The 22,412-nt window shown below is 60.0% G+C and carries 20 protein-coding genes; 9 read left to right on the top strand and 11 right to left on the bottom strand.

Annotated features, from left to right (window positions below; all coding sequences use genetic code 11):
- Positions 1-6: 6 nt before the first annotated feature.
- The 4 genes from ACSQ3J_RS01165 to lptF all read right to left on the bottom strand — a co-directional run bounded on the left by ACSQ3J_RS01165 (position 7) and on the right by lptF (position 5,771).
- Positions 7-948, bottom strand: a complete 942-nt coding sequence (locus ACSQ3J_RS01165; RefSeq protein ID WP_060503531.1) for a molecular chaperone SurA — start codon at positions 946-948, stop codon at positions 7-9.
- A 232-nt stretch (positions 949-1,180) separates the two neighbouring features.
- Complete coding sequence (locus ACSQ3J_RS01160) at positions 1,181-3,514, bottom strand: LPS-assembly protein LptD (protein WP_060503530.1); 2,334 nt, start codon at positions 3,512-3,514, stop codon at positions 1,181-1,183.
- Positions 3,514-4,599 carry an LPS export ABC transporter permease LptG gene (lptG, locus tag ACSQ3J_RS01155; protein WP_060503529.1) on the bottom strand — a complete coding sequence of 362 codons (1,086 nt, stop codon included), beginning with the start codon at positions 4,597-4,599 and terminating at the stop codon, positions 3,514-3,516. The genes ACSQ3J_RS01160 and lptG overlap by 1 nt, the downstream gene beginning before the upstream one ends.
- Complete coding sequence (gene lptF / locus ACSQ3J_RS01150; protein WP_060503528.1) at positions 4,596-5,771, bottom strand: LPS export ABC transporter permease LptF; 1,176 nt, start codon at positions 5,769-5,771, stop codon at positions 4,596-4,598. Before lptF ends, lptG begins: the two co-directional genes overlap by 4 nt.
- Before the next feature lie 323 nt (positions 5,772-6,094).
- Between lptF and ACSQ3J_RS01145 the strand changes: the two genes are divergently transcribed.
- The 3 genes from ACSQ3J_RS01145 to ACSQ3J_RS01135 all read left to right on the top strand — a co-directional run bounded on the left by ACSQ3J_RS01145 (position 6,095) and on the right by ACSQ3J_RS01135 (position 8,386).
- Positions 6,095-7,591, top strand: a complete 1,497-nt coding sequence (locus tag ACSQ3J_RS01145) for a leucyl aminopeptidase (RefSeq protein WP_060503527.1) — start codon at positions 6,095-6,097, stop codon at positions 7,589-7,591.
- A gap of 8 nt (positions 7,592-7,599) precedes the next feature.
- Positions 7,600-8,049 (top strand): DNA polymerase III subunit chi, encoded by a 450-nt coding sequence (locus tag ACSQ3J_RS01140; RefSeq protein WP_060503526.1) that lies wholly within the window; start codon positions 7,600-7,602, stop codon positions 8,047-8,049.
- A gap of 88 nt (positions 8,050-8,137) precedes the next feature.
- On the top strand, positions 8,138-8,386 hold the full coding sequence (locus ACSQ3J_RS01135) for a hypothetical protein (RefSeq protein WP_156393791.1): 249 nt from the start codon (positions 8,138-8,140) through the stop codon (positions 8,384-8,386).
- Here the strand turns inward: ACSQ3J_RS01135 and ACSQ3J_RS01130 are convergent.
- Positions 8,343-9,356, bottom strand: coding sequence for a GlxA family transcriptional regulator (locus tag ACSQ3J_RS01130; protein ID WP_060503525.1), 1,014 nt, complete (start codon positions 9,354-9,356; stop codon positions 8,343-8,345). The two genes, ACSQ3J_RS01135 and ACSQ3J_RS01130, sit on opposite strands and share 44 nt — an antisense overlap.
- Before the next feature lie 55 nt (positions 9,357-9,411).
- On the opposite strand from ACSQ3J_RS01130, the gene ACSQ3J_RS01125 reads away from it, so the two are divergent.
- Together ACSQ3J_RS01125 and ACSQ3J_RS01120 are read left to right on the top strand one after the other, a co-directional pair.
- Entirely contained in the window at positions 9,412-9,966 is a 555-nt protein-coding gene (locus tag ACSQ3J_RS01125; RefSeq protein ID WP_060503524.1) for a cysteine hydrolase family protein, read from the top strand.
- A gap of 15 nt (positions 9,967-9,981) precedes the next feature.
- Positions 9,982-10,875, top strand: coding sequence for an MBL fold metallo-hydrolase (locus ACSQ3J_RS01120; RefSeq protein ID WP_082512058.1), 894 nt, complete (start codon positions 9,982-9,984; stop codon positions 10,873-10,875).
- A gap of 270 nt (positions 10,876-11,145) precedes the next feature.
- Here ACSQ3J_RS01120 and ACSQ3J_RS01115 read toward each other — a convergent pair whose 3' ends face one another.
- The gene (locus ACSQ3J_RS01115) at positions 11,146-12,072 is read right to left on the bottom strand and encodes a Gfo/Idh/MocA family protein (RefSeq protein ID WP_060503523.1); all 927 of its coding nucleotides are present in this window, start codon (positions 12,070-12,072) and stop codon (positions 11,146-11,148) included.
- Positions 12,073-12,248: 176 nt separating this feature from the next.
- Here ACSQ3J_RS01115 and ACSQ3J_RS01110 point away from each other — a divergent pair, with 176 nt between their 5' ends.
- Positions 12,249-13,091 (top strand): GNAT family N-acetyltransferase, encoded by an 843-nt coding sequence (locus ACSQ3J_RS01110; RefSeq protein WP_060503522.1) that lies wholly within the window; start codon positions 12,249-12,251, stop codon positions 13,089-13,091.
- A gap of 6 nt (positions 13,092-13,097) precedes the next feature.
- Here ACSQ3J_RS01110 and ACSQ3J_RS01105 read toward each other — a convergent pair whose 3' ends face one another.
- Positions 13,098-13,316 (bottom strand): hypothetical protein, encoded by a 219-nt coding sequence (locus ACSQ3J_RS01105; RefSeq protein WP_060503521.1) that lies wholly within the window; start codon positions 13,314-13,316, stop codon positions 13,098-13,100.
- A gap of 81 nt (positions 13,317-13,397) precedes the next feature.
- Positions 13,398-14,312, bottom strand: coding sequence for a transcriptional regulator GcvA (gcvA, locus tag ACSQ3J_RS01100; protein WP_060503520.1), 915 nt, complete (start codon positions 14,310-14,312; stop codon positions 13,398-13,400).
- Between the two features lie 119 nt (positions 14,313-14,431).
- Between gcvA and ACSQ3J_RS01095 the strand changes: the two genes are divergently transcribed.
- A complete protein-coding gene (locus ACSQ3J_RS01095) occupies positions 14,432-15,649 on the top strand; it encodes an MFS transporter (protein WP_436038523.1) in 1,218 nt (405 codons plus the stop codon).
- A 17-nt stretch (positions 15,650-15,666) separates the two neighbouring features.
- On the opposite strand, the gene ACSQ3J_RS01090 is transcribed toward ACSQ3J_RS01095, so the two are convergent.
- Positions 15,667-17,085, bottom strand: a complete 1,419-nt coding sequence (locus tag ACSQ3J_RS01090) for a PLP-dependent aminotransferase family protein (RefSeq protein ID WP_060503518.1) — start codon at positions 17,083-17,085, stop codon at positions 15,667-15,669.
- Positions 17,086-17,167: 82 nt separating this feature from the next.
- Here ACSQ3J_RS01090 and ACSQ3J_RS01085 point away from each other — a divergent pair, with 82 nt between their 5' ends.
- On the top strand, positions 17,168-18,031 hold the full coding sequence (locus tag ACSQ3J_RS01085) for a DMT family transporter (protein WP_060503517.1): 864 nt from the start codon (positions 17,168-17,170) through the stop codon (positions 18,029-18,031).
- A gap of 134 nt (positions 18,032-18,165) precedes the next feature.
- Entirely contained in the window at positions 18,166-19,071 is a 906-nt protein-coding gene (locus ACSQ3J_RS01080) for a DMT family transporter (RefSeq protein WP_060503516.1), read from the top strand.
- 181 nt (positions 19,072-19,252) lie between these two features.
- On the opposite strand, the gene ACSQ3J_RS01075 is transcribed toward ACSQ3J_RS01080, so the two are convergent.
- Together ACSQ3J_RS01075 and ACSQ3J_RS01070 are read right to left on the bottom strand one after the other, a co-directional pair.
- Entirely contained in the window at positions 19,253-20,272 is a 1,020-nt protein-coding gene (locus ACSQ3J_RS01075) for a SphA family protein (RefSeq protein ID WP_060503515.1), read from the bottom strand.
- Between the two features lie 218 nt (positions 20,273-20,490).
- Positions 20,491-22,380, bottom strand: coding sequence for an ABC-F family ATP-binding cassette domain-containing protein (locus tag ACSQ3J_RS01070; protein WP_060503514.1), 1,890 nt, complete (start codon positions 22,378-22,380; stop codon positions 20,491-20,493).
- Between the last annotated feature and the right edge of the window lie 32 nt (positions 22,381-22,412).

Here is a 22,412-nt window from a genome sequence, read left to right as displayed (position 1 = left end):
GTTTTATTACTTTTCGATGATCTGTGCGCGCTTGCGCAGTTCCTCGATGTAACGCTTGCTGTTGGGATCTTCCCCACCGGTCTTCTTACCGAGATCTTCGGCACGGAAAACGATTTCGGCAGCCAGATCGTCAGAGACTTCGCGCTTCTTGCAGATGGCGAGATATTCGACACCACGTTCCGTGACGCGGGTGCCGGTCGTGCCGTTGTCGCCAGCCTTTTCGATCAGTGGCTTCCAGTCGGCCGGAAGCTCCTGCGCCATCATGCGGCCGAGATTGCGGATCGATACGTCGCGCATCGTGGCAGCAAAGACCTTTGCCTGCTCACAGCCCGGGAATTTCGAGCGCGACGCATTGGCCTCAGCCTGGCGCTTGCCGATGATGGCGTTGCGCTTGGCGGCGGGCACGACAAAGATCACCTGCTGCAGGAAGTATTCCGTGGTGACCGGCTTGTTGCCGCCGTTTTCCTGCATGCGCCGGACGAGGTCTTCGTTCGACAGGCGTCCACCGCCGCCGCCGCCGAAGCGGGCATTGACGACCCGTGGCCAGCTCATGGCAACGGCGACATAGTTCCTGAAGTGATCGATGCCGACCCCTGCCTGATCGAGAACCTGCGACAGCTGCTGAACGGAGAGCTTGTTGCCGGCGGCGAAGCGCCCAACGGCGCCTTCGACTTCCGTGGTGCTGACCGAGGCGCCGACGCGCAGAACTTCCTCGCGCTTGAGGGCTTCATCGATCATCTGCTCGCGGGCAGCGCCCGGGCCGCCGCTCTGTCGCTGCAGGCGCATGAAAGCAGCGCGCTTGGCAATGTCGCCGGATGTGATGGGCGAACCGTTGACGACAGCAACCACCTTGCTTGCGGCGTAAGTGACCGGCGCGGAGGAAAGAGCCAGGCCGCAGGCAAGAACTATTGCCGAAACCGTGCGCGTGATCGAAAGCTTCCCGCCCATTCTTTAGTCCTTTTCATTTGCCCTGGACATCCTGTGTCCGGGCCATGGTCTTCATGCCAAGCGCCATCATCCTGCGCATTTCTGCGCAACAGATGCATAATACATGCGGCCGAACAATGACAAGACCTGCCGTTCGCCGCAAAATAGCGCTTCGGCCGTCAATTCTCTGTGACAGCACGTTTAGAAAACGGCTGTTACAGCGGAGACGAGGGCGCCATCAGGGCGGCGCGCCTCAGTTCAAGCCGTCAAACTTCGTGTCACCAACGTAGATATCGCCGAGTGTACGGAAGCTGATACGCGCGCCGATCGACCAGTCATTGGCAATGGATTGATTGCTGTCGCGCTCTTCCTTGTAGACCAGCGAGAAGATCGTATCCCGGTCGTCATAGGTGATGCCGATGCCATTGCGGGTGATGACATTACTGTTCAGATCGTACGTAATCGATCCGAACACCGACCAGTAATCGGCAAACTTGTAGGCCGCAGCCGTCTGGATTTCATCCTGATCACTGGTCGAGCCATAAAGTGGCTGTGCCTGGATACTGGTATAGGTGAGGGCCGTCTGCCAGAAGATACCTTGATAACCAAGCGTCGCATCGGCACGGCGCATGTTGAAATCTTTCTCGTCGAAGCGGCCACTGAGGCTGGCTGTGATGCCGGAAGGCGCGTCGATGCCGATCATCGTTACATAATCGGAGCGGTCGGTTTCAAGGCCCGAATTCGCACCGGCCTTGACCAGGTCGTCGGTTGCAAACGAATTCACGCCGCCAAGATGGAAGGATTGGCCGGCGATGGCACGCAAGGCATAGCCGTTGCCAAGAGCACCGGTATAGCGCACGCCAAGATTGGCGCGTGTTCCACCTTCGATACGGTCATAACCCGAGAACTTGTCGCGGTCGAACAGCGATGTCGCGTCGAAGACGAAGCTCTGCGCATCTTCGTTCGGCAAACCGCCAGCATATTCCTCATTGGGCCGGGCGAAAATCTGGGCGATCGGTTCGATGATGTGGCTGCTGTAGTCGGTCGCCAAAAGGATGGGGTAACGTGCATCGATACCGGCGGTCAGCATCCGCCGCGTGGTGGCGTCGTCGCTGTTGAAGTTGCCGGTATAGTCGATGCCCGGATCGGTCATCGACGATCCGATCAGGTCGCCGCGAGCCGCCAGGATCGGCGTCAGCGACAGGCCACCGGGAACGATGAAATTGCGTTTCCACTCAAGGTCGGCCGTGAAACGCTGATACGTGCCCTCAAGGCCGCGGAAGCGATCGACAATGCCCGGTATTTCCAGCTCATCCTCGCGGTTGCGATTGATGTTTGTCAGATTGATATCGGCGGTCAACTCGCCACCGAACACCGGTGCCGGGTGGGTATAGGAATAATCGAGAACCTGAGCGACGGCCTGCTTGTTTTCCGCGATGCTGTCCGGATCGGCATCCTGGATATCGAAATAGAAGGCGCGGGCATCGAAGGAATTGCGCTTGCCGAGACCCGACAGATAGACTTGGTTTGTAAAGGTCGTGCCGTCGAAGGTCGAAAGCTCATAGGTCTTGGCGAAGTTGTTGTCGCTTTGGACGAGAACATCCCAGCCGAAGGTCCAGCGCGGGTTGATATCGAACTTGGCCTTGGAACCGATCATGCCGCGATTGGTTTCCTGGGCGTCGACGGTGTTGCCGGTAAAGCTGCTGCGGTTCAGCTGACTGATCCCAGCCATGCTGAGAATATGTTCGCCGTTTTCGAAGCGCTGGCGGAACTCGCCCTGCAGCAGGAAACCCTGGCGGCTGAGGCCGGTTGCCGTGACCGTCGCATCCATATAGGGCGAGATCGCCCAGTAATAAGGAATGCTGACACCGGCGCCGAGCTTCTGGGTATAGCCGAATTTCGGAATGAGGAAGCCGCTCTTGCGCTTGACCGTCTGGTCAGGAACCTCGAGCACCGGCAGGTACAGGATCGGCTTGCCGAACAGCTCGAACTTGGCATTCTCCATACGGATCGTATGGGTCTTGCCGTTCTGAACGATGCGCTGCGCCTTGACGTGCCAGAGCGACTTGTGGTCGGGATCGGTCGCGCAGGGGGTGCAAGCCGTGTAGACGGCGTTGTTGAGAATCATCTCCTCGCCATTGCGCCGCTCGCCGGTCACGGCGGCGAGCTTCGTCAGGTCGGTGGTTTCGACCCGCAGCCGCTCGATGAAGCCGTTGCCGAAATCGTCGGTCACGTCCATCTGGTCGGCATAGACCTTGTTGCCGCCGGGCTCGATCAGCTCGATTTCACCGGTCGCAATGATGCGCCCGGTCTTCTGGCTGTATTCGACCTGCTGGGCGACCATCTGGTAGCCGCCATAATTGATCTGGACTGCGCCGCGTACGATGACGCGCTCCGCATCCTTGTTGTAGACGAGCTCGTTGGCCGACAGAAGCATCTTGGCGTCTTCGGGGAGCTTCGGATTGAGCGAATCGATATTGGTGTCTTGTGCCCATGCGGGTGCGATCGGCGTCAGCACCTGCAGCGCAACACCGGAAAGCAGAATGGCCGCCAGCAGCCTGATATGTTTGCGGTTGCTTGCCGCCACTAGCCATCCTCCTCATGCAATAGAATCGTCGAACCCAGCGCCATCGCTACAACAACTGGCAACCAGGCTGCAACGAACGGAGGCACTATGCCGCTGCTCCCGAATGCTTTGACAAGCACGGTGACGACATAAAGCACGAAGCCCGACAGGATTCCACCGAGAATTACCGGTCTCGATTGGTTAAACCGGCTAAATTTTAACGAGACGCTTGCAGCGATCAGAGTCATTGCGACCAGAAGCAGCGGGAGCGCCAGCATGGAGTGGAATTGGGTTTCCATCGCATTGGTCGGGAAGCCGAAGGACTTCGCTACTTCGATTTTGCGCCTCAGGTCGAAAAATTGAATAGAATCAGCCTTCGTCAACGTTTCCTGGACGAATTCCGGCTTCAGATGGGTCGGCAGTTGTACCGTTGCGAGGCGGCGTGGCAGCTCACCGTTGCGGGTTTCCGTCACCCCATTAAGAAGCCAGTAACCATCTTCCAGTTTTGCCGAGGCGGCGTCCTGCCTTAAAACGATCGTGCCAAGCGGATCGAAATGGATCACCGTCACATTGATCAGCGTCTTGCCTTCGTCCTGAACGGACCGGGCGCCGATGATCGTATCGTCTTTTCCGTAGATCTGGCGCAGCCAGGGGATGGAAATTGCCGAGACGGCCGAGGATGAACTGCCCCATTCAGCCTCAAGCGCTTCTGCCTGTTTCGTGCCCCAGGATGCGATCGGATTGAGCACGATCACCGTTGCAACGCCGAACAGGAATGCGCCGATAACGAAAGGCTGCAGGAACTGCCAAACGGAGATGCCGGCGGCGCGTGTCACCACCAGTTCATAGCGGCGATTGAGTGAAATCAGGGCGGCCATGCCAGCAAACAGGGCGACGAAAGGCACTGTCTGCTGCAAAATCATCGGGATGCGGAACGTCGTCATCAACAGCGCCCCGGTAACAGAGTAGCGCGGCAGTTGCGACATCCGGTTGGCGAGTTCGCTGAAGTCGATGATGAAGATCAACGCGAAGATACCGGCGAGGAACCAGAATGTGGTGATCGCGTATCGCTTGAAAAAATAACGCCCGAGCGTCGTGAAGATCATTTCACCTGGTTCCCGTCAGATGCCGGGTTGGCCTTGGTCAGGCGCAGGCGAACCAGAATCTCGTTGACCTTCTGCTCCAGCGTGAGAGGAATTTCAAGCCGCCTGTTGCCCATCAACTGCCGTATCGCCAGATAGCCGGTGCCAAGCGGGATCAAATACATGATCGGGATGAAGAAGCGCGATTCCTCGGCGCTGTTGGCCGCATAGAAGGTTGTCCAGCGGATGAACAGACAGGTCAAAAGCGCCGTGATCATCGGATGCACGCGAGCTTCGCGGTGCGAGCGGGCATCGCTGCTGAAGACCAGCGCGATCAAGGCAAACAGTAGCGGATATGTCCATTCGGTGAGACGGCGATGCAGTTCCGCCTCGAAAGATCCCGGATTTTTCTCATAGACCGGGTCCTTCGGATCGGGATTGATCAGGAAGGGCAGGTCCCGGTCTTTGGCGCGGATCGTCGCCTGGCCGGCTGCTTTCGTCATATCGGTCAGATCGAAGGCGTAGCTGTCGAATTTGATGATCGAAACATTGCCGTCGGGCAGTTTGCGATGCACCTCGCCGTCTTTCATCACCAGTGCAGAACCGCTGTCATCAACGGCGCCTTCGCGGGCATAATAGACGAGTTCGTAGGCAGGGTCGCGCGAATCGGCGACGAAAATGCCGTGCAGGACGCCGCCGCTGCGCCGTGAGGCGACCTGGACATAGAGGCCATCGGCGATCTTGCGAAAGGTGTTTTCCTGAACGACCGACGACAGAAGGTCGGCATGCGCGGTAGCAATCATCTTGCGCACGGCCATGCGCGAATAAGGCTCGACGAAGTTATCGACGGTGAACGACACCGCGCTGAGCGCGAGGCCGAGATAGATGATCGGCCGGATGATCATCATGCGGGAGCTGCCGGCGGCATTTAGCACCGTCAACTCCGAATCGGCATTCATCGCCGTCAGCGTCTGTGCCACGCCGATGACCAGCGCGAAGGGGAGAATAAGGGGAATGATCGACGGCAGGACGAGCGTTGCAAGGCGCATGAAGGCCAGCACCGACTGGCCGCTATCGGTAACCAGATTGACGCTTGCCAGCGCCTGCGTCGTCCAGACAATCGCCATCAGCGGCAAAAGCGTGGCAAAGAACATGCCCGTTGCCCGCTTCAGGATATAGCGTTCGATCAGTTTCATGCGGGGTCCTGGCCCATCTTCCTGCCGTATGTCCGGTTTGCCATCGCCAGTCTGGGCATGGCCAAGCCAAATGTCCCTATCGCGCTGATCGAACCGGTTTGCAAGTTTTCCACGATAACCAAATTGTAAAAGAGCAGGGCTAAGGCTCGGCAAAGAATGATAGTTAACAGCATGTAAACGCAAGGCGGCGCCTTGCCAAGGTCATCGAAACCGACAACGGTGCATGAACATGTTTCCGGGCTTGCGGTTGATGGCGAATGTTTGCCACTGTAACCGCCATGTAACAGACTGGCGTCGGCCAAAGGCAATTCTGGAGTTTCTTCATGTCATTGAAATTTGAAATCGGTTTCAGCAAGTCAGCGCGCCTGTCAGGCGGCCTGGCGATCCTGCTGAAGACTCTTGACGGAAAAGAGGCGGCTGGGGCTGCGGAAGCCGATCCCGGCGCAATTATTGAAAAGGCTGCGCGAATCGCCAAGTTCAAGGCGAAATCGCTACGGACACTCGACATCGTTGCGCCGCAGGGCGCGCCCGTCGATCGCATCGTGGTGCTTGGCATCGGCGATGGTGCCGAGCTGGCGGCGCATGACTGGCTGAGGGCTGGCGGTGCTGCTGCGTCGAAAATCCGTGGTGCCGACAAGGTGGTGATTTTCCTCGATGCACCGGGCATCGAGGTGTCGGGCAAGGCGGCGGCCGATTTCGCCCTCGGCATGGAGATGAATGCCTACAGCTTCGACGCCTACAAGACGACGAAGAAGGACGATGACGACCAGAAAGGGCCGCCCAAGCCGGTCAGGGTGACGATCGTCACAGGCGCCGTCCTTGCCGCCAAGAAGGCCGCGATCAATTCGCAGGCGATTGCCGAAGGTGTCTTCATCGCCCGTGACCTCGTCAACGAGCCCGCCAATATTCTCGGACCTGTCGAATTCGCGGCCAAAGCGAAGGAGCTGGAAAAGCTCGGCGTCGAAGTCGAGCTCCTCACCGAGCGCGAAATGAAGAAGCTCGGCATGGGTGCGCTGCTCGGCGTGGCACAGGGGTCGGTGCGGCCGCCGCGTCTGGCGGTCATGCAGTGGAAGGGTGGCAAGCCGAAGGATAAGCCGGTTGCCTTCGTTGGCAAGGGCGTGGTGTTCGACAGTGGCGGCATCTCGATCAAGCCTGGTGCGGGCATGGAAGAGATGAAGGGCGATATGGGCGGCGCTGCCGCCGTGACCGGCCTGATGCACGTGCTGGCAAGCCGCAAGGCCAAGGCGAATGTCGTCGGAATCATCGGCCTTGTGGAAAACATGCCGGATGGCAACGCCCAGCGTCCGGGCGATATCGTCACCTCGATGTCCGGCCAGACCATCGAGATCATCAACACCGATGCCGAGGGCCGGCTCGTGCTGTGCGATGCGCTGTGGTATTGTAACGACCGCTTCAAGCCGCAGTTCATGATCAACCTGGCGACGCTGACTGGCGCCGTCATGGTGGCGCTCGGCAGCCATCATGCCGGCCTGTTCACCAATGACGACCGGCTGGCCGGGCAGCTGACCGCGGCCGGGCTGACCACGCAGGAACGCCTATGGCGCCTGCCGCTCGGCAAGGAATATGACAAGATGATCGACAGCAAGTTTGCCGATATGAAGAATACAGGCGGTCGCTACGCCGGGTCCATCACCGCCGCCCAGTTCCTGAAGCGCTTCGTCAAGGATACGCCTTGGGCGCATCTCGACATCGCAGGAACCGCGATGGGTTCACCGACCGACGAGATCAACCAGTCCTGGGCCTCCGGCTTCGGTGTGCGGCTGCTGGATGAACTGGTCCGCGCCAATTACGAGAACTGACCCGCGACGTGACCGAAATCCTGTTCTACCACCTGACAGAATCCAAGCTCGAAGACGCGCTGCCGCCGTTGCTCGACCGTTGTGTCGAGCGCGGCTGGCGTGTCGTCGTCCAGACGCTGAACGACGAGCGCCGCGACATGCTCGACAGTCATCTGTGGACCTATCGGGATGACAGTTTCCTGCCGCACGGCACCGATGCGACGGAGTTTTCGGGCGACCAGCCGATTCTCCTGACGGCAGGCGAGGGGAACGGCAACGCCGCCACCGTCCGCTTCATCATCGACGGCGCCATGCCGCCACCGGTCGGCGACTATGAACGGGTGGTGTTCATGTTCGATGGATACGATCAGGAACAGCTGGAAGGGGCGCGGGCGCACTGGAAGGTGCTGAAGGGCGAGGGGCACACGCTGACCTATTGGCAGCAGAATCAGGACGGGCGCTGGGTGAAGAAGGCGTGATGCTTTCGGGCATCAATCGAAGAGGCCAAGGATCGTGCCGTTAGCCTCTGGCTTGAACGTGGAAGGCGTATTGTTGCAGGAAGCGGTCATGAAAGTCGACGGCATCACGTCGGCTTTGCGCCCAATACCGGACATTGAAACTGAAGTCGACGGCTCTGTATGGTCGAGACAGCAACAATGGGACTGCATGATCTGCCTATGTCGTTGCGAACCAATGGCCGGATATCTCGGGGTATTTGAAGCTTCGATCCAACTCGACTGGGAGCAAAAAATCGGGACTGCCGTGGCGCAAGCTACAATCCACCTCGAAATCGCTGTCTGTATTCCGCCGGAGTGAGACCGACAATCCGATTGAATACTTTTCGAAACGCGCTCGGATCGATGTAATGCACTTTCCAGGCGACCGTACCGACGGGGTCTTGGGTAAACTGCAGGAGATCGCGGGCTTTATGCATGCGCAGGCGCTGCACATATTCGCCTGTGGTGTGGCCGGTAGCCTTCTGGAACCTGCGCATGAAGGTGCGCTCTTCAAGACCAGCCTGTTCGGCAAGGACACCTAGCCTGGTCTCTTTTCCTTCAATGGCCTGAAGCCAATGCTGGACCTTCAGGATGGCCGCGTCACCATGGTTCAGGCGCGGAGAAAAGGCGCTATAGTAGCTTTGCTCTCGACCGGGGGGATCGACCAAGAATGCACGAGCAGTATCCAACATCACGCTAGGACCGAGAAAGCGTTCGATCAGCTTGAGACTGAGGTCGATCCAGGCCATCACGCCGCCGGCTGTCAGAATATCACCGTCGTCGATGATGATCCTGTCCGTGTTGATCGAGACGCCGGGAAACGTTCGGACAAGTTGTTCCTCATAGGTCCAGTGGGTCGTGACCGTTCGCCCCGCAAAAAGTCCCGTCTCGCCTAGAAGGAATGCTCCCTTGCAGACCGAACCGAGCACCGAGCCCTTGGCGTGTTGCTCGCGAAGCCAATCCGCATAGACCTCTGCCTCGGCCGTCGGAGGCAGATCGCCCAATCCGGGCGGAACAATGATCACCGTTGGGTGTCCAAGTGCTCCCGGCAGGGTGTCGTAGGTTCTCTCGGGTGCACTCTGGCCTGCAGCTGTGCGCCAATGGCTAATTCTTAGTCTTAACTGGTTGCCGCCGCCTCGCTCGCGCGCACGAGCCTCGGCGGCGGCCAAGAGGTCGGTCATCCCGAGCACCGAGGCTGTCTGTGCGCCCTCGTAGTCTACAATGCCTATCTCAGGAATGAGCTCATCGTTGTCCATATCGACCCGCCATTTGTCATTACCGCCACTCACATGGTGCAAATGACGCGACTATTCTAGCTCATCACTTCAGAAAAGGAGATGCCTGATGGGCAAACGCGCAGTGGTCATCATCGACCTCCAAAAGGATTATCTGGGTTCGGGCCGGTTTCCGCTGGTGGGGATCGATGCGGCAGTATCAAAGGCGACGCAGGTTGTAGAGGCTGCCCGGAACAAGGGTGACATCGTCATCCATGTCCGGCATGAGAGCCCCGCAGAAGCACCGTTCTTCGCTATCGGAACCGAGGGCACGGAGTTTATTCCGGCGATCGCCCCGGCTGAAGGCGAGACGGTGATTACAAAAAATTACCCCAATGCGTTTCGCGAAACGAACCTTGCCGGCGTCCTCAATGCCTCGGCAGTAGAGGATGTCGTTCTGGTCGGCGCGATGAGCCATATGTGCATCGACGCAACCGCACGGGCCTCAGTCGATCTCGGCTACCGTACTACCATTGTCGAAGATGCCTGCGCCACACGCGATGTCGAGTTCAGAGGTGAAGTCGTTTCCGCCGCCAAGGTCCACGCAGCCTACATGTCGGCACTCGCGTTCGCCTATGGCCAGGTGCTGTCTGCCGCCGAACTCGCCTCGCAGAGCAAAAACTGATCGAAAGAGCCTGTCATGAATATCAAAACGAACTCCGTAACACGACGACATACGCTGATGATCGGCGGCGCGGCCCTTGCCTCGTCGTTGATATCGCCCTCTCTCTCCCTGGCCGAGACCGCGACCAAAGGCGGCAACGCGAAAATCACCCAGGTCCGCAACGCGACCCTTCTCGTCGAATACGGTGGAGCACGGTTCCTCGTCGACCCGATGTTATCCGACAAGGGCGCGTTTCCGGGTTTTCCTGGAACGGCCCATAGCCAGCTTCGCAACCCGCTCGTCGAACTGCCGATGCCCATAGACAGGATCATCGATGTCGACGCAGCCATCGTCACCCATCTACATCCCGATCACTGGGACGAAGCGGCGAAATCGAAACTGCCAAAGTCTCTGCCCATCTACGCCCAGAACGATACGGATGCCGCGCTGATCAGGAAGGATGGTTTCAGCGATGTCCGTGTGCTTTCGGGCACGTCGGAGTTCAAGGGCGTGAAACTGACAAAGACTGAAGGTCAGCACGGCTCGGATGCAACACTTGCTGTTGCAGGTGAGGTCCTCGGAAAGGTCTGCGGCGTCGTGTTCAGCCATCCAGATCAGAAGACGATCTATCTCGCAGGCGATACCGTTTGGAACAGCTTCGTCGCAAGCAGTATGGCCCAGCACAAGCCAGATGTGATCATCCTCAACACGGGCAACGCCGTCGTGCTCGGGTTGGACCCGATCATAATGGGACGCGAAGACGTCTTGGCCGTCCATAAGGCCGCCCCGGCAGCCAAGATCGTCGCGACGCACATGGAGGCGATCAACCATTGCATCCTCAGCCGTGCTGATCTGAAAGATTTTGCCGACAGACGCGGTTTCGCGGGAAGCCTGCTCATCCCAGCCGACGGGGAAACCCTAACCGTCTGAGCTATAGGCGAGGATTGCTGAACATACCATCAACAACAAGTTAGGCCGCGGGGCATTGCGGCCTAACTCTGCAATTGCGATGCCGAACTCCCCGGTGTCCGCTCAGGGCCGAAAGCGGACATCGTGCCGTTGTTGCAAAATGGGCATCCGGCGGCAGCTGAATGTTTGTGCTGCAAGCGGTTCGATCTCAAAATATGCGTTGGTTCCACATTCAGTTAGAGGCCGCGGATCGCTTCACGGCCCCTTTGATGTTGGAGGCAGACTGAAGACTCAATCGAAAAACGCGTCGACGAATTTGCGCCGTCCGAGCATGAAGGCGTCGGCGACGTGGCGGAGCGGGGAGAGATCGACGTCCGACGTCTTCGCCTTGATGATTTCGGCGAAGCGGGCGTAAAGCGCTGGGTATTCCTGCTCCGGTTCGTCATGCACCAGCTTGCCGTCGATCGACAGTTTTGCGCCGCCTTCGGAGAGAACCATCATGCCGGCATCGGTTTCGGCGACGATGTCCCAGCTCTGATGGCCGGTCTGGCGCCAGTCGAATTCTGCCGAGACCGGCAGGTTGTTGGCGTCGCTGAAGACGATCGAGGCAGCGATCGGCGCATCGCGGTTTTCCGGGAATTCCAGCGTTGCCGAGGTGATGAACAGCGGGTTCGGCAGGATATGGGTGACGATCGACAGGGCGTTGATGCCCGGGTCGAAGACGCCGAGACCGCCGGCGGCCCAGATCCAGTCCTGGTTCGGATGCCAGTGGCGCACGTCTTCCTTCCAGATCACCTTGACATCGTTGATCTTCGTTGAAGCCAGGAAGGCCTTGGCTGCCTCGACAGCGGGCGCATAACGCGAGTGCCAGCTGGCAAACAGCGACAGGCCTTTCGAATCCGCAAGCGCTTGAAGGTCGGCGACTTCGCTCAGGGTCGCACCTGGCGGCTTTTCGAGGAAGACGTGCTTTCCTGCTTCGAGTGCCGTACGGGCGGCGGCATACCGAAACTGCGGCGGCATGCAGAGCGAGACGGCATCGATGGCCGGAACCGCGTCGAGCATCGCCTCGATCGACTTGAAATTGTCGATGCCATCGACGACGCCATGGCGGCTGGCGGCGGCGATCAGCTTGTAGTCGGCATTCTTGGCGATGGAGGGAAGGTGTTGGTCGCGGACGATCTTGCCGACGCCAACGATCGAGATATGAATGGGGCTCATGATGTGTCGCTCGATTTGTATGACTTTTATGGTGGGCTTTGTAGCAGAAAGACGGTTCCGGGCAAGCGGCTGTCGCAGTCTGTAAACGATGACTTGCAGACAATCGTCTTTGCCGGTGGTGGACAATAGCCAAGCTGCGCTATTTGGGTAGTCTGCATTTTGAAACAGGAGTCGCCATGTCCCCGATCATTCGAAAAGCCAGCCGCGCCGATCTCGATATCCTGATAGACTGGGCTGCGACGGAGGGCTGGAACCCCGGTTTCGACGATGCGCCGGCGTTTTGGGCGGCGGATCCGGACGGCTACTGGATTGCCGAAGAGGATGGCACCATGGCTGCGGCACTGTCGCTGGTGCGCTACGACGAAACCTATGCCTTTCTGGGTTTTTACATGGCCCATCCCGATTATCGCGGGCAGGGGATCGGTCTGGCGCTATGGCAAAGGGCGCTTTCGGAGGCAGGCAGCCGAACGGTGGGGCTGGATGGGGTGGTGGCCCAGCAGGACAATTACCGCAAGTCCGGGTTTGCCTATGCTCATGCCAATTTCCGCTACGGCGGCGAGGTTGTCTGCACCGAGCCGCCCGGCACGGAACTGGTTTCTGTCTCGCCCGTCCTTGTGCCGATGCTGGCCGATTATGACGCGCGGTTCAATCCGGTGCGCAGAGATGCGTTCCTGCGCGAATGGCTGAAAGCCATGGATACGCGCGAAAGCTTTGCTCTCCTGCGCAATTCCGAAGTCGTTGGTTACGGGACGATTCGCGCCTGCCGCGAGGGTCACAAGATCGGTCCGCTGTTTGCCGACAGCGAAACGAACGCCGATCTGATTTTCCGCAAGCTGGTGACCAGTGTCGGCGGTGGCCAGGTTTATCTGGATATTCCCGAGCCGAACGCGGCCGCCCGCGCGCTGTGTGATCGCTACAATCTAAAGCCGGTCTTCGAAACGGCGCGGATGTATCGCGGCCCTGCGCCGGACCTGCCGCTCGGTCAGATCTACGGAATTACCACTTTCGAGTTGGGATAGGGCGCGTCAGTTCCAAAACGGCAGGTTGCGATGGCTGCCGAAGATGACGATGCTGACGAACACCGCAATCACCAGAAGCACGACGAGGGTCCAGAACAGGCGGTTTGACGCCGGTTCCTCCTCGATGAAAACCGGCTCCTTGTTGCGCAGCGCATTCATCGCGTGCCTGGGATCGCCCCATTTGACGCGCCGGAACCGGAAGGCATTTTGCGATTCGTGTTTCATGGAACGGAAAGTTAAAGCCTCCATTTGAACGGTGACTTAAAGGTTTTGGTAAAATTTTAGTGTTTGCTTGTGGATGCCGGTTCAGGCGGTGCGGCCCGCCTCCACATGCAGCCAACTTCGAAAGCTTGCGGCCAGCGGGCTCGCTTTCAGAGGCGAGAGGACGAAATAGGCAAAGCCGGGCGGTCCTGCAATCGACAAGGCGAACGGACGCACCAGCCGGCCCGCAGCAAGATCGTCCGCCACCAGCGCCTCGTCGCCAAGCGCTATGCCCCGGCCGTCGATCGCCGCCTGAAGGGCAAGATGGGTATCCTTGTAGAGCAAACCCGGTTGCGGATCGAAACCATCGACGCCTGCCGCCAGCATCCACATGCCCCAGTCTGGCCAGACGACGCCCTGTCCGCTCCAGGACTGGTGGATCAACGGATAGCGGAGAATATCCTCAGGCGTTGAGACGGCCGCGCCGCGCTGCAGCAGTGCGGGACTGCAGACCGGAAAGATGACGTGCTCGAACAGCCGGCCGGCCTGCAGGCCGGGATAGACGCCGGGTCCGAAGCGTATCGCCACATCGACCTCGTCCCGGTCGAAATCCTGCACGTCGCAGGTGACGTTGAGGCGGACTTCGGCGTTGGGTTCCTTCGCTGCGAACCGATCCAGCCGCGGCACCAGCCACTTCGCCGCAATCGAGGTCGGTGCTGTGACGTTGAGGCGGAATTTGTGCTGCTCCTGGCTTTTCCGGGCCTGGCTGGCAGCACTTCTAAGGCTTGCCAGCGCGTCGGAGGCGGCTTCGCAGAGGATTTCTCCGGCCCGGGTAAGTTCCAGCGACCGTCCCTTGCGGACGAACAGCGTCACGCCAAGCTGCGCCTCGAGTTCCTTGATTTGGTGGCTGACGGCCGCGGGCGTGAGCTTTAATTCCTCGCTGGCACGGGTGAAGTTGAGATGCCGCCCGGCCAGTTCGAGCACCTGCAGCGAGCGCGTTCCGGGAATGTGTCGAACCATGAGCGGAGCTTCAAATAAAACTAACAGTTACGGATAGAATTATGCGCTTTCACGAAGCGAAACAATGCTGAATATCCCACTGCAAGCCATCACGGCAAAATGGATTTGAAAGACAGGGCATGCAGCGCGCACCGGACGGATTTTCATTCCCCTTCATCGCCGGCTGTGTGGCCATGGTCAGCGTTACCTATGGCATGGGGCGATATGCCTATGGCCTCTTCCTGCCGTCCATTCGCACGGACTTCGATGTTGGCACTGTCGATCTTGCCCTGATCGCAAGCCTCAATACCGCCGTCTATCTTCTGGCAACCGTCATTGCTTCGGCGAGCGCCATCTATTTCCGGCCGCGGACCGTGATTGTCGCGGCGGGCCTGATCACCACCTGCGGCCTGCTGCTAACCGGTCTTGCGACACGCTTTGAAGTCGCGGCTGGTGGCATCGTCCTTGCCGGGATCGGTGCTGGCATCCTGTCGCCTGCGATGTTCGAGGCAATCGAAGCCTGGCTGTCGGCGCGATGGAAGACGCGGGCCATTGCGGCGGTCAACGCTGGCGCGGCACCCGGCCTGATTGTCACCGGATTGGCGGCCTACTGGCTGCAATCGTCCTGGCAGCAGGTCTGGATCGCCATGGGCGTCATTGGCCTCGCCGTGACGCTGTGGCAGGCTTGGCTTCTTCCCGAGGACCGGCTGCACCGAGAAGGGGGGCAGGCAAGGTTGCCTCTCCGTCCGGGGCTATTTTTGCGCGCCATATGTCTGCCGCTCTATCTGTCGCTTTTTGTCTATGGATTGCTTCTGAGCACCTATCTGACCTTCGCCGTCGACCTCATCGTCTCGACCGGCGGCATGTCCTTCCCGGCCGACCGGCTCTTCTGGGTTCTGCTCGGTGTCGCCGGACTGCCGGCGATGTTCACGGGGGAGGCGGTGCGGCGGTTTGGTGTCCGGGGCTTGCTTGCGATCAGCATGCCTGTCTGCGGCCTATCCTACTTGCTGCTTACCGTGGCGCCAGGCAATCCGGCTGCCGTGTTCACGTCAGCCATTCTGTTCGGCGTCTCGTCCATCGCCCCGGGAAACGGGTTCCTCGTCTGGGGCATATCGCTCTTCCGGGACCGGCCGTCGGTGGGAGCGGGAACGGTGTTTTTCGTTCTGTCGCTTGCAATCATCGCCGGACCGGTGCTCGCCGGACTGATGGCGGAGCATTTCGGCCCGTTGGCATTCTTCTATCTTCTGGTGCTGTTGCCGGTGCTGATTGTTCCGCTTTTTCCGCGCCAAATTTTCGGCACAGAGAAAACCGCCGCGGACGAGGAGGAGCTGCCCGCCGCACAATCGCAGGACGCCTGAGATTTGCGGGTGGCCGGTTAGCGCTGCCGCGCGATTGCCTTTCGCAGGACCTCAAAAATGCGGCCGTCCTGGCACTGGGAGACATTGAACCGCAGAAAGCTGGTGGCCGACTGCGACAGGCTGAAGACGTTGCCGGGGGCAAGGACGATGTTGCCGGCCAGCGCTTCGCGGGCGATCTCTGCCGCATCAAGGCCATCCGGCAACTGGCACCATAGAAACATCCCGGCCTGCGGCTCGATCCACGGGACGAGCCCAAGGTTCTTCAACCGGGCGCAGACGTCAGCCATGGCGCGGGAAAGGCGCAGGCGCAGCCCCTCCATGTGTTTCCGGTAGCTGCCGTCGCGCAGCACATTCAGCACCAGTTCGGCGGTCAGGGGGCCACCGCCGAATGTGGTGGCGATCTTCAGGTCGATCAGTCCTTCGATCCAGTCCGGGCGGGTGGCGATGAAGCCGCAGCGCGCCGATGCCGACAGCGTCTTGGAAAAGCTGCCGATATGGATGACGCGTTCAAGCCCGTCGAAGGCAGCCAGCCTTGGGGCGGCCACATGCTCGAAATCGGCGAAGATATCGTCCTCGATGATGGTCAACCCTGCCTGTTCGGCGAGTTTGAGCACCCGGTGCGCCGTCACCGGCGACAGCGTCGCCCCGGTCGGGTTGTGAATGGCGGAATTGGTGATGTAGAGCCGCGGCTTGTGCTCCTGCAGCACCCTCGCGAATTGCTCGATATCCGGGCCTGTGGGCGTGTAGGCAACGCTGACGATGCGGGCGCGATGGGCACGCAGCAGCGCATGAAAATTGAAATAGCAGGGATCGTCAATCAAGACGGTATCACCCGGCTCGAGCAGAAACCGGCACAGGAGATCCAGCGCCTGGGTTCCCGATTCCGTCAGCATGATCTGGCCCGGCGAGGCGTCGATGCCGTGATCGCCCATTCGGCGCGCAATCAGTTGGCGCAACGGTGGCAGGCCAAGCGGCGTGCCATAGTCGGCGAGCGAGGGGCCGTCGGCGCGCGACAGGGTTCGCAAGGCGCGGCGCATGCCGTCGTCCGGCAGCCAGGAGGGCGGCAACCAACCGCATCCCGGCTTGAGATCATCGCTGGCTGCATCGAGCGACTGGCGCGACACCCAGAAGGGATCGACCGCCCGGTCCAGCTTCGGCCCGGCTTCGGACACGGCAAACGGGGCGGCCTGGCTTGCCACATAATACCCGGAGCCGGGACGCGGCTGGATCACTCCTTCAGCAGCGAGCCGGTCATAGGCCTCGACCACGGTGGAGGTGGAGACCTGCAACGTCCGTGCAAACGCACGGATCGACGGCAGCTTGTCGCCTGATGTCAGGCTGCGGCCCGCGATACGTTGCCTGATCGTGGCGATGACCATGGCTATCCGGGTGCCGCTCTTCGTTTCGTCAGCCATCTGTATGTGATCCGATACCATAACAGTTTTGCCAAACTGTATAGGAGTGTCGCTGGCTTTGCCAGCCACCGCCGCCGATAAGGGGAAAACGAAGGAGTGTCGGATGGACCGGGTGGCGAGCGGGTGGATCAATGGATTGATCGGCGTGGTGATCTTCAGTGGCTCGCTGCCCGCGACCCGCGTGGCGGTGATGCAGTTGGATCCGGTATTCCTGACGGTGGCGCGCGCGGCGATTGCCGGTGTTCTGGCTCTCTGCCTGCTTGTCGTCTTCCGGCAGAAGCGGCCGTCGCGAAACGATATCATCTCGCTGATAGTGGTTGCCCTCGGCGTGGTCGCCGGCTTTCCGCTGCTGACGGCACTGGCGCTGCAGTATGTCACCTCGGCGCATTCCATCGTCTTCGTCGGCCTGCTGCCATTGGCGACGGCGATCTTCGGCGTTCTGCGCGGTGGCGAGCGACCGAAGCCGGCCTTCTGGATATTCTCCGTACTCGGCAGTGCAGTGGTGGCCGGTTTTGCTCTGCTGCAGGGCGGCGCGTCGTCACCCGTAGGCGATGGACTGATGCTTGCCGCCATCATCGTCTGCGGGCTCGGGTATGCCGAAGGGGCGAGACTGTCGCGGACGCTCGGCGGCTGGCAGGTGATCTCCTGGGCGCTCGTCCTGTCGCTGCCGGTGATGATCGCCCTGTCGATTGCCTTTATGCCACCGACATTCTCTGATGTCGCATTGCCCACCTGGCTCAGCCTTGCCTATGTGTCGCTGTTCAGCATGCTGATTGGTTTCATCTTCTGGTATCGTGGCCTTGTACAAGGCGGCATCGCTGCGGTCGGTCAGTTGCAATTGCTGCAGCCGTTCTTTGGTCTGGCGCTGGCGGCAACCCTTTTGCATGAGCCGGTGAGTTCCATGATGCTGGCGGTCACCGTCGCGGTCATTCTGTGCGTCGCCGGTGCGCGAAAATTCGCCCGGTAAACAAGATGGCTTTGCCTGTGGCTAATTGAGTTCCCGCAAACGAGCTTTTACACTTCGGTGTTCATCGAAGCATTCCGGCGTTACGGTCGCTATAACAGGATGGAATTTGACAATTCCTCTGAGGCGAGACGATCATGACTGCGGACACGATAAACCTGAGGAAAGAGCTGGCGCTGCTGTTGGGGCTCGCAACGCTCTGGGGTGCTTCCTACACTTTCATCAAGATCGGTGTGGAGACCATTCCCCCGATCACGCTGATTGCCACCCGCACGCTGATCGCCGGCTTGTTGCTGCTGGTGGTTCTGCATTTTCGGGGGCTCTCTCTGCCAAAGGACAGGGCGACATGGGGCCGGTTCCTGTTTCAGGCGTGCCTGAACAGCGCGATTCCCTTCACCCTGATTGCCTGGGCGGAAAAAACCGTCGATGCCGGTCTGGCGGCGATCCTCAATTCGACCACACCGATCTTCGCCTTTCTGCTGACGGCGCTGTTGACGCGTCACGAACCGGTGACGGGACGCAAGCTTTTTGGCGTTGTCGCGGGTATCGCGGGAATTACCCTGGTCGTTGGCCTCGGGGCGTTGAACGGGGCGGGTGAACAAATACCGGCCCAGCTTGCGATCGTCGCCGCGACGATCTGCTATGCCGGTGCCGCCATCTTCGGCCGCGGCTTCAAGGCTCTCGATCCGATGATGCCTGCGGCGGGATCGCTGATCTGCGGTGCTTTCATCCTGATGCCGCTCAGTTTTGTCATCGACCGGCCATGGACGCTGGCGCCTTCCGTAGCCTCCATTCTCGCGCTTCTGTGCCTCTCGGTGTTTTCGACGGCGCTGGCCTTTGTCATCTATTTCCGGCTGGTGCACACGCTTGGTTCCGTCGGCACGACCGCACAGGCCTATCTGCGCGTGCCCATCGGGGTCGCGATCGGCGTCATCTATCTGGGGGAGAGCATCAGCAGCACAGCCTTGGTGGGGCTTGCCTGCGTGATCGCCGGCGTCATGGCCATGACCATCCCGGGCAGGAAACGGCCGTTGGCAGCGTGAATGCCAAGATGCGCGCACGGGTAGGAGACGGGACTGGTTCCCCTCAGAACCTGGGCGTGGAATGCATGCAGCCGCAAAGCCGGCTGCGCAGTGAAATTGCCCGGCTGACTTTTGCGATCACCCAGCCGGAACGCGCCGCAAGCCGCCATCATCGGGCATTGCCGGGTTGATCCAGCGGACGCTAATTCGCCTTGGGCTTGCTGGCGGGCGAAAAGCTCAAGGTGAGCCAGGTATTCCAACCCTCTGGACGGTTCTTCGCCCCGAACTCGTAAAAGCCTTTCAGATTGACATAGCCTGCCGTCTCGTCGCTGACGGCGAATTTGTATCCGACCTGTGGCCCAATGCCGAACACACGCGACTTGAAGTCGCCGAGAGAAGCGCCTTCGCCGCTATCGCCACTCAATTGCTGAAAGGCATAGCCGACGACCCCCACATGGAGCTGTTCATTGAGGAAGTGCGAGGCAGCCCAGTCGATATGGCCATCGATCCCGTTTTTATAGTCCGTGTCGGGATTTTCGAAATTGTAGGTCAGGCCGCCTGTGATCGAGAATTCATTGCCGGACGCGGGATTGAAATAGGTATAGCCCACGCCTGAATCGATGGCAGCATGCCCGAACCCGGCATTGACGATGCGATCGGCATCATAGGACCCGACTGGCAGGCTCACAGTCGTGTAGACCATGTAGTTGTTGACGCCGTCGTTCCATTTCAGCGTTCCGAACGGCGCAATGTCTCCAAATGCGGTCAATGTGTCGCTGCGGCTTCCGGAAATAGTCCCGCCGAGAGGGCCGGTCAGCGTCGCATCGACTTGTGCCCGGCTGCGCAGCACGGGCAACAGCATCCCGACCGAGGCCTGCGCACCATCCAGAACAGGCTCCGCGAAGGTGTAGGTCGGAACGAAAAACACCGCATCGCTCCGTCCCTCAAGGCCGACGTCGACCTGACCTCCGCCACCGCGGGGGAAAGCCGCGTCTGCCCCGGCATCGACGCTCGTGTGGAAGTAGACGGTTGCAAGTGACCAACCCGGTTCCGTCGGCGCGGAAGCAAAGCTGCCATAGAAACCTGGCAGATAGACGCTGATGCCCCCTTCATCCGCATAAGCGGCAGAGACTTGTGTCAACAGAGCCGCCAGCCCCAGCCCGATGGCAGAGCGTGTACGAAGCCGGGAAGTTGACCGGTGGCGTCTATTTGGCGTTGTCATGTCATCTTCCCCCTAAGCACATTGCCTAGATATACCGAGTCGGGCGGATGCCCGCTAGCCAGTTCGATAAATATGAGGGGATCCGCTTGAATTGCCGCAAAGTGGTGTTTGTGGTAATTCGCGTTGAAAATACACCTTCGCGGCCTGAGGCGCGTCGCGCCTCTGTTGCAGGCAGCGCCGATCCTGATAGCAAGTCCACGCCCCGATGGGGCCGTCGATCAGCTCGCCATCGCCTCTTCATACTCGGTCGACAGTTCCATCCAGTGCTCTTCGGCCTTGGACAGTTTGCTGACGACCTCTGCGCGTTCCTTGACCTTGGCCGCTGCCTTGGCTGGAAATTTCTCGTAGAGGTCCTGGTCTTCAAGCTCCTTGTCGAGAACCTGAATCTGTTTCTCCAGCTTTGCCGTCAAGGATTCAATATCGTTGATCTTTTTCTTCAAGGGGGCAAATGCCGCCCGCTTGTCGGCTGCGGCCTTGCGTTGCTCGGCTTTGGACCGGTTGTCTTCGACGGCTGCGCCCTTGTCCTTGTTGCCCTTGCCGCGCGAACTCTGGACGATGGTTGAGCGATAGTCTTCAAGGTCGCCGTCATAGTTGGAGACGGTGCCGTCTTTCACCAGCCACAGCCGGTCGGCCGTCGCCTCGATCAGGTGCCGGTCGTGCGAGATCAGAATGACGGCGCCGGTATATTCGTTCAGCGCTTGGATCAGCGCATTGCGGCTGTCGATATCCAGATGGTTGGTCGGTTCGTCGAGGATCAAAAGGTTCGGCGCATCGAACGCGGCAAGCCCCATCAGCAGGCGGGCTTTTTCGCCACCAGAGAGATCCTTGGCAGGCGTGCTCATCTTGGCAGTGGCAAGCCCCATCTGGGCGACGCGGGCGCGCACCTTGCCCTCGGTCGCACCCGGCATGCGCTGGCGCACATGCTCGACTGCATCATGTTCGGGGATCAGGTCGTCAAGCTGATGCTGGGCGAAGAAGCCGATCTTGAGTCCCGGTGCCACCTGCACCGAGCCGCCGGTCGCGGGAAGACGGCCGGAGATCAGCTTGGCGAAGGTCGATTTACCATTGCCGTTCGAACCGAGCAGCGCGATGCGGTCGTCCGTATCGATCCGGAGCGACAGATGCTGCAGGATCGGCTTGCCCGGCGTGTAACCGACGGTGCCGTTTTCCAGCGCGATGATCGGCGAGGCCGCTTCCTTTTCCGGATCAGGGAACTTGAAGCCCTGAACATGATCTTCGATGACGGCCGAGACCGTCCCCATGCGCTCCAGCGCCTTGACGCGCGACTGCGCCTGGCGGGCCTTTGATGCTTTGGCCTTGAAGCGGTCGATGAACGACTGCAGGTGCTTTCGCGCCGCATCGTTCTTTACCTTTGCCTTGGCCTGCAACTCGTTGGCTTCGGCGCGCTGACGCTCGAACTGGTCGTAGGAGCCCCGATAGAAGGTCAGCTTCTGCTGGTCGAGATGGATGATCGCGTTGACCGCGGTGTTCAACAAATCGCGGTCATGGCTGATGATGATGACCGTGTGCGGATATTTGGCGATGTAATCCTCAAGCCACAGCGTGCCTTCAAGGTCGAGATAGTTGGTCGGCTCGTCGAGCAGAAGCAGGTCCGGCTCGGAAAACAAGACGGCCGCCAGAGCGACGCGCATGCGCCAGCCGCCGGAGAACGACGAGGCCGGCCGCAACTGCGCGGCCGCATCGAAGCCGAGACCGGCCAGGATGCTGGCGGCGCGCGATTCGGCCGAATGCGCCTGGATATCGGCAAGCCGCATATGGATTTCGGCAATGCGGTGCGGATCGGTCGCGGTCTCCGCTTCGGCCAGCAGCGCCTCGCGCTCCTTGTCGGCCTTCAGCACGATCTCGAGCAGCGGCTCCTCGGTGCCGGGGGCTTCCTGCGCCACCTGGCCGATACGGGCGTTCTTGGGGATCGAAACCGAGCCGGTTTCGGCTTCCATGTCGCCGGTGATGATTTTGAACAGGGTCGACTTGCCAGCCCCGTTCTTGCCGACGAGGCCAGCCTTGATGCCGGCCGGCAGCGCAACCGTGGCCTGGTCGATGAGAAGGCGTCCGACGATGCGGGCCGAAACGTTATTGAGCGTGATCATGGCGGCGTTTTGGCCGAACTCAGCCGAGAAGG

The organism is Rhizobium sp. LjRoot98 (assembly GCF_964252935.1).
In the GTDB taxonomy this organism is placed as follows: Bacteria; Pseudomonadota; Alphaproteobacteria; order Rhizobiales; family Rhizobiaceae; genus Pararhizobium.
Note: the sequence above shows the minus strand (reverse complement) of the source record. Positions and strands in the feature narration are given on the sequence as shown.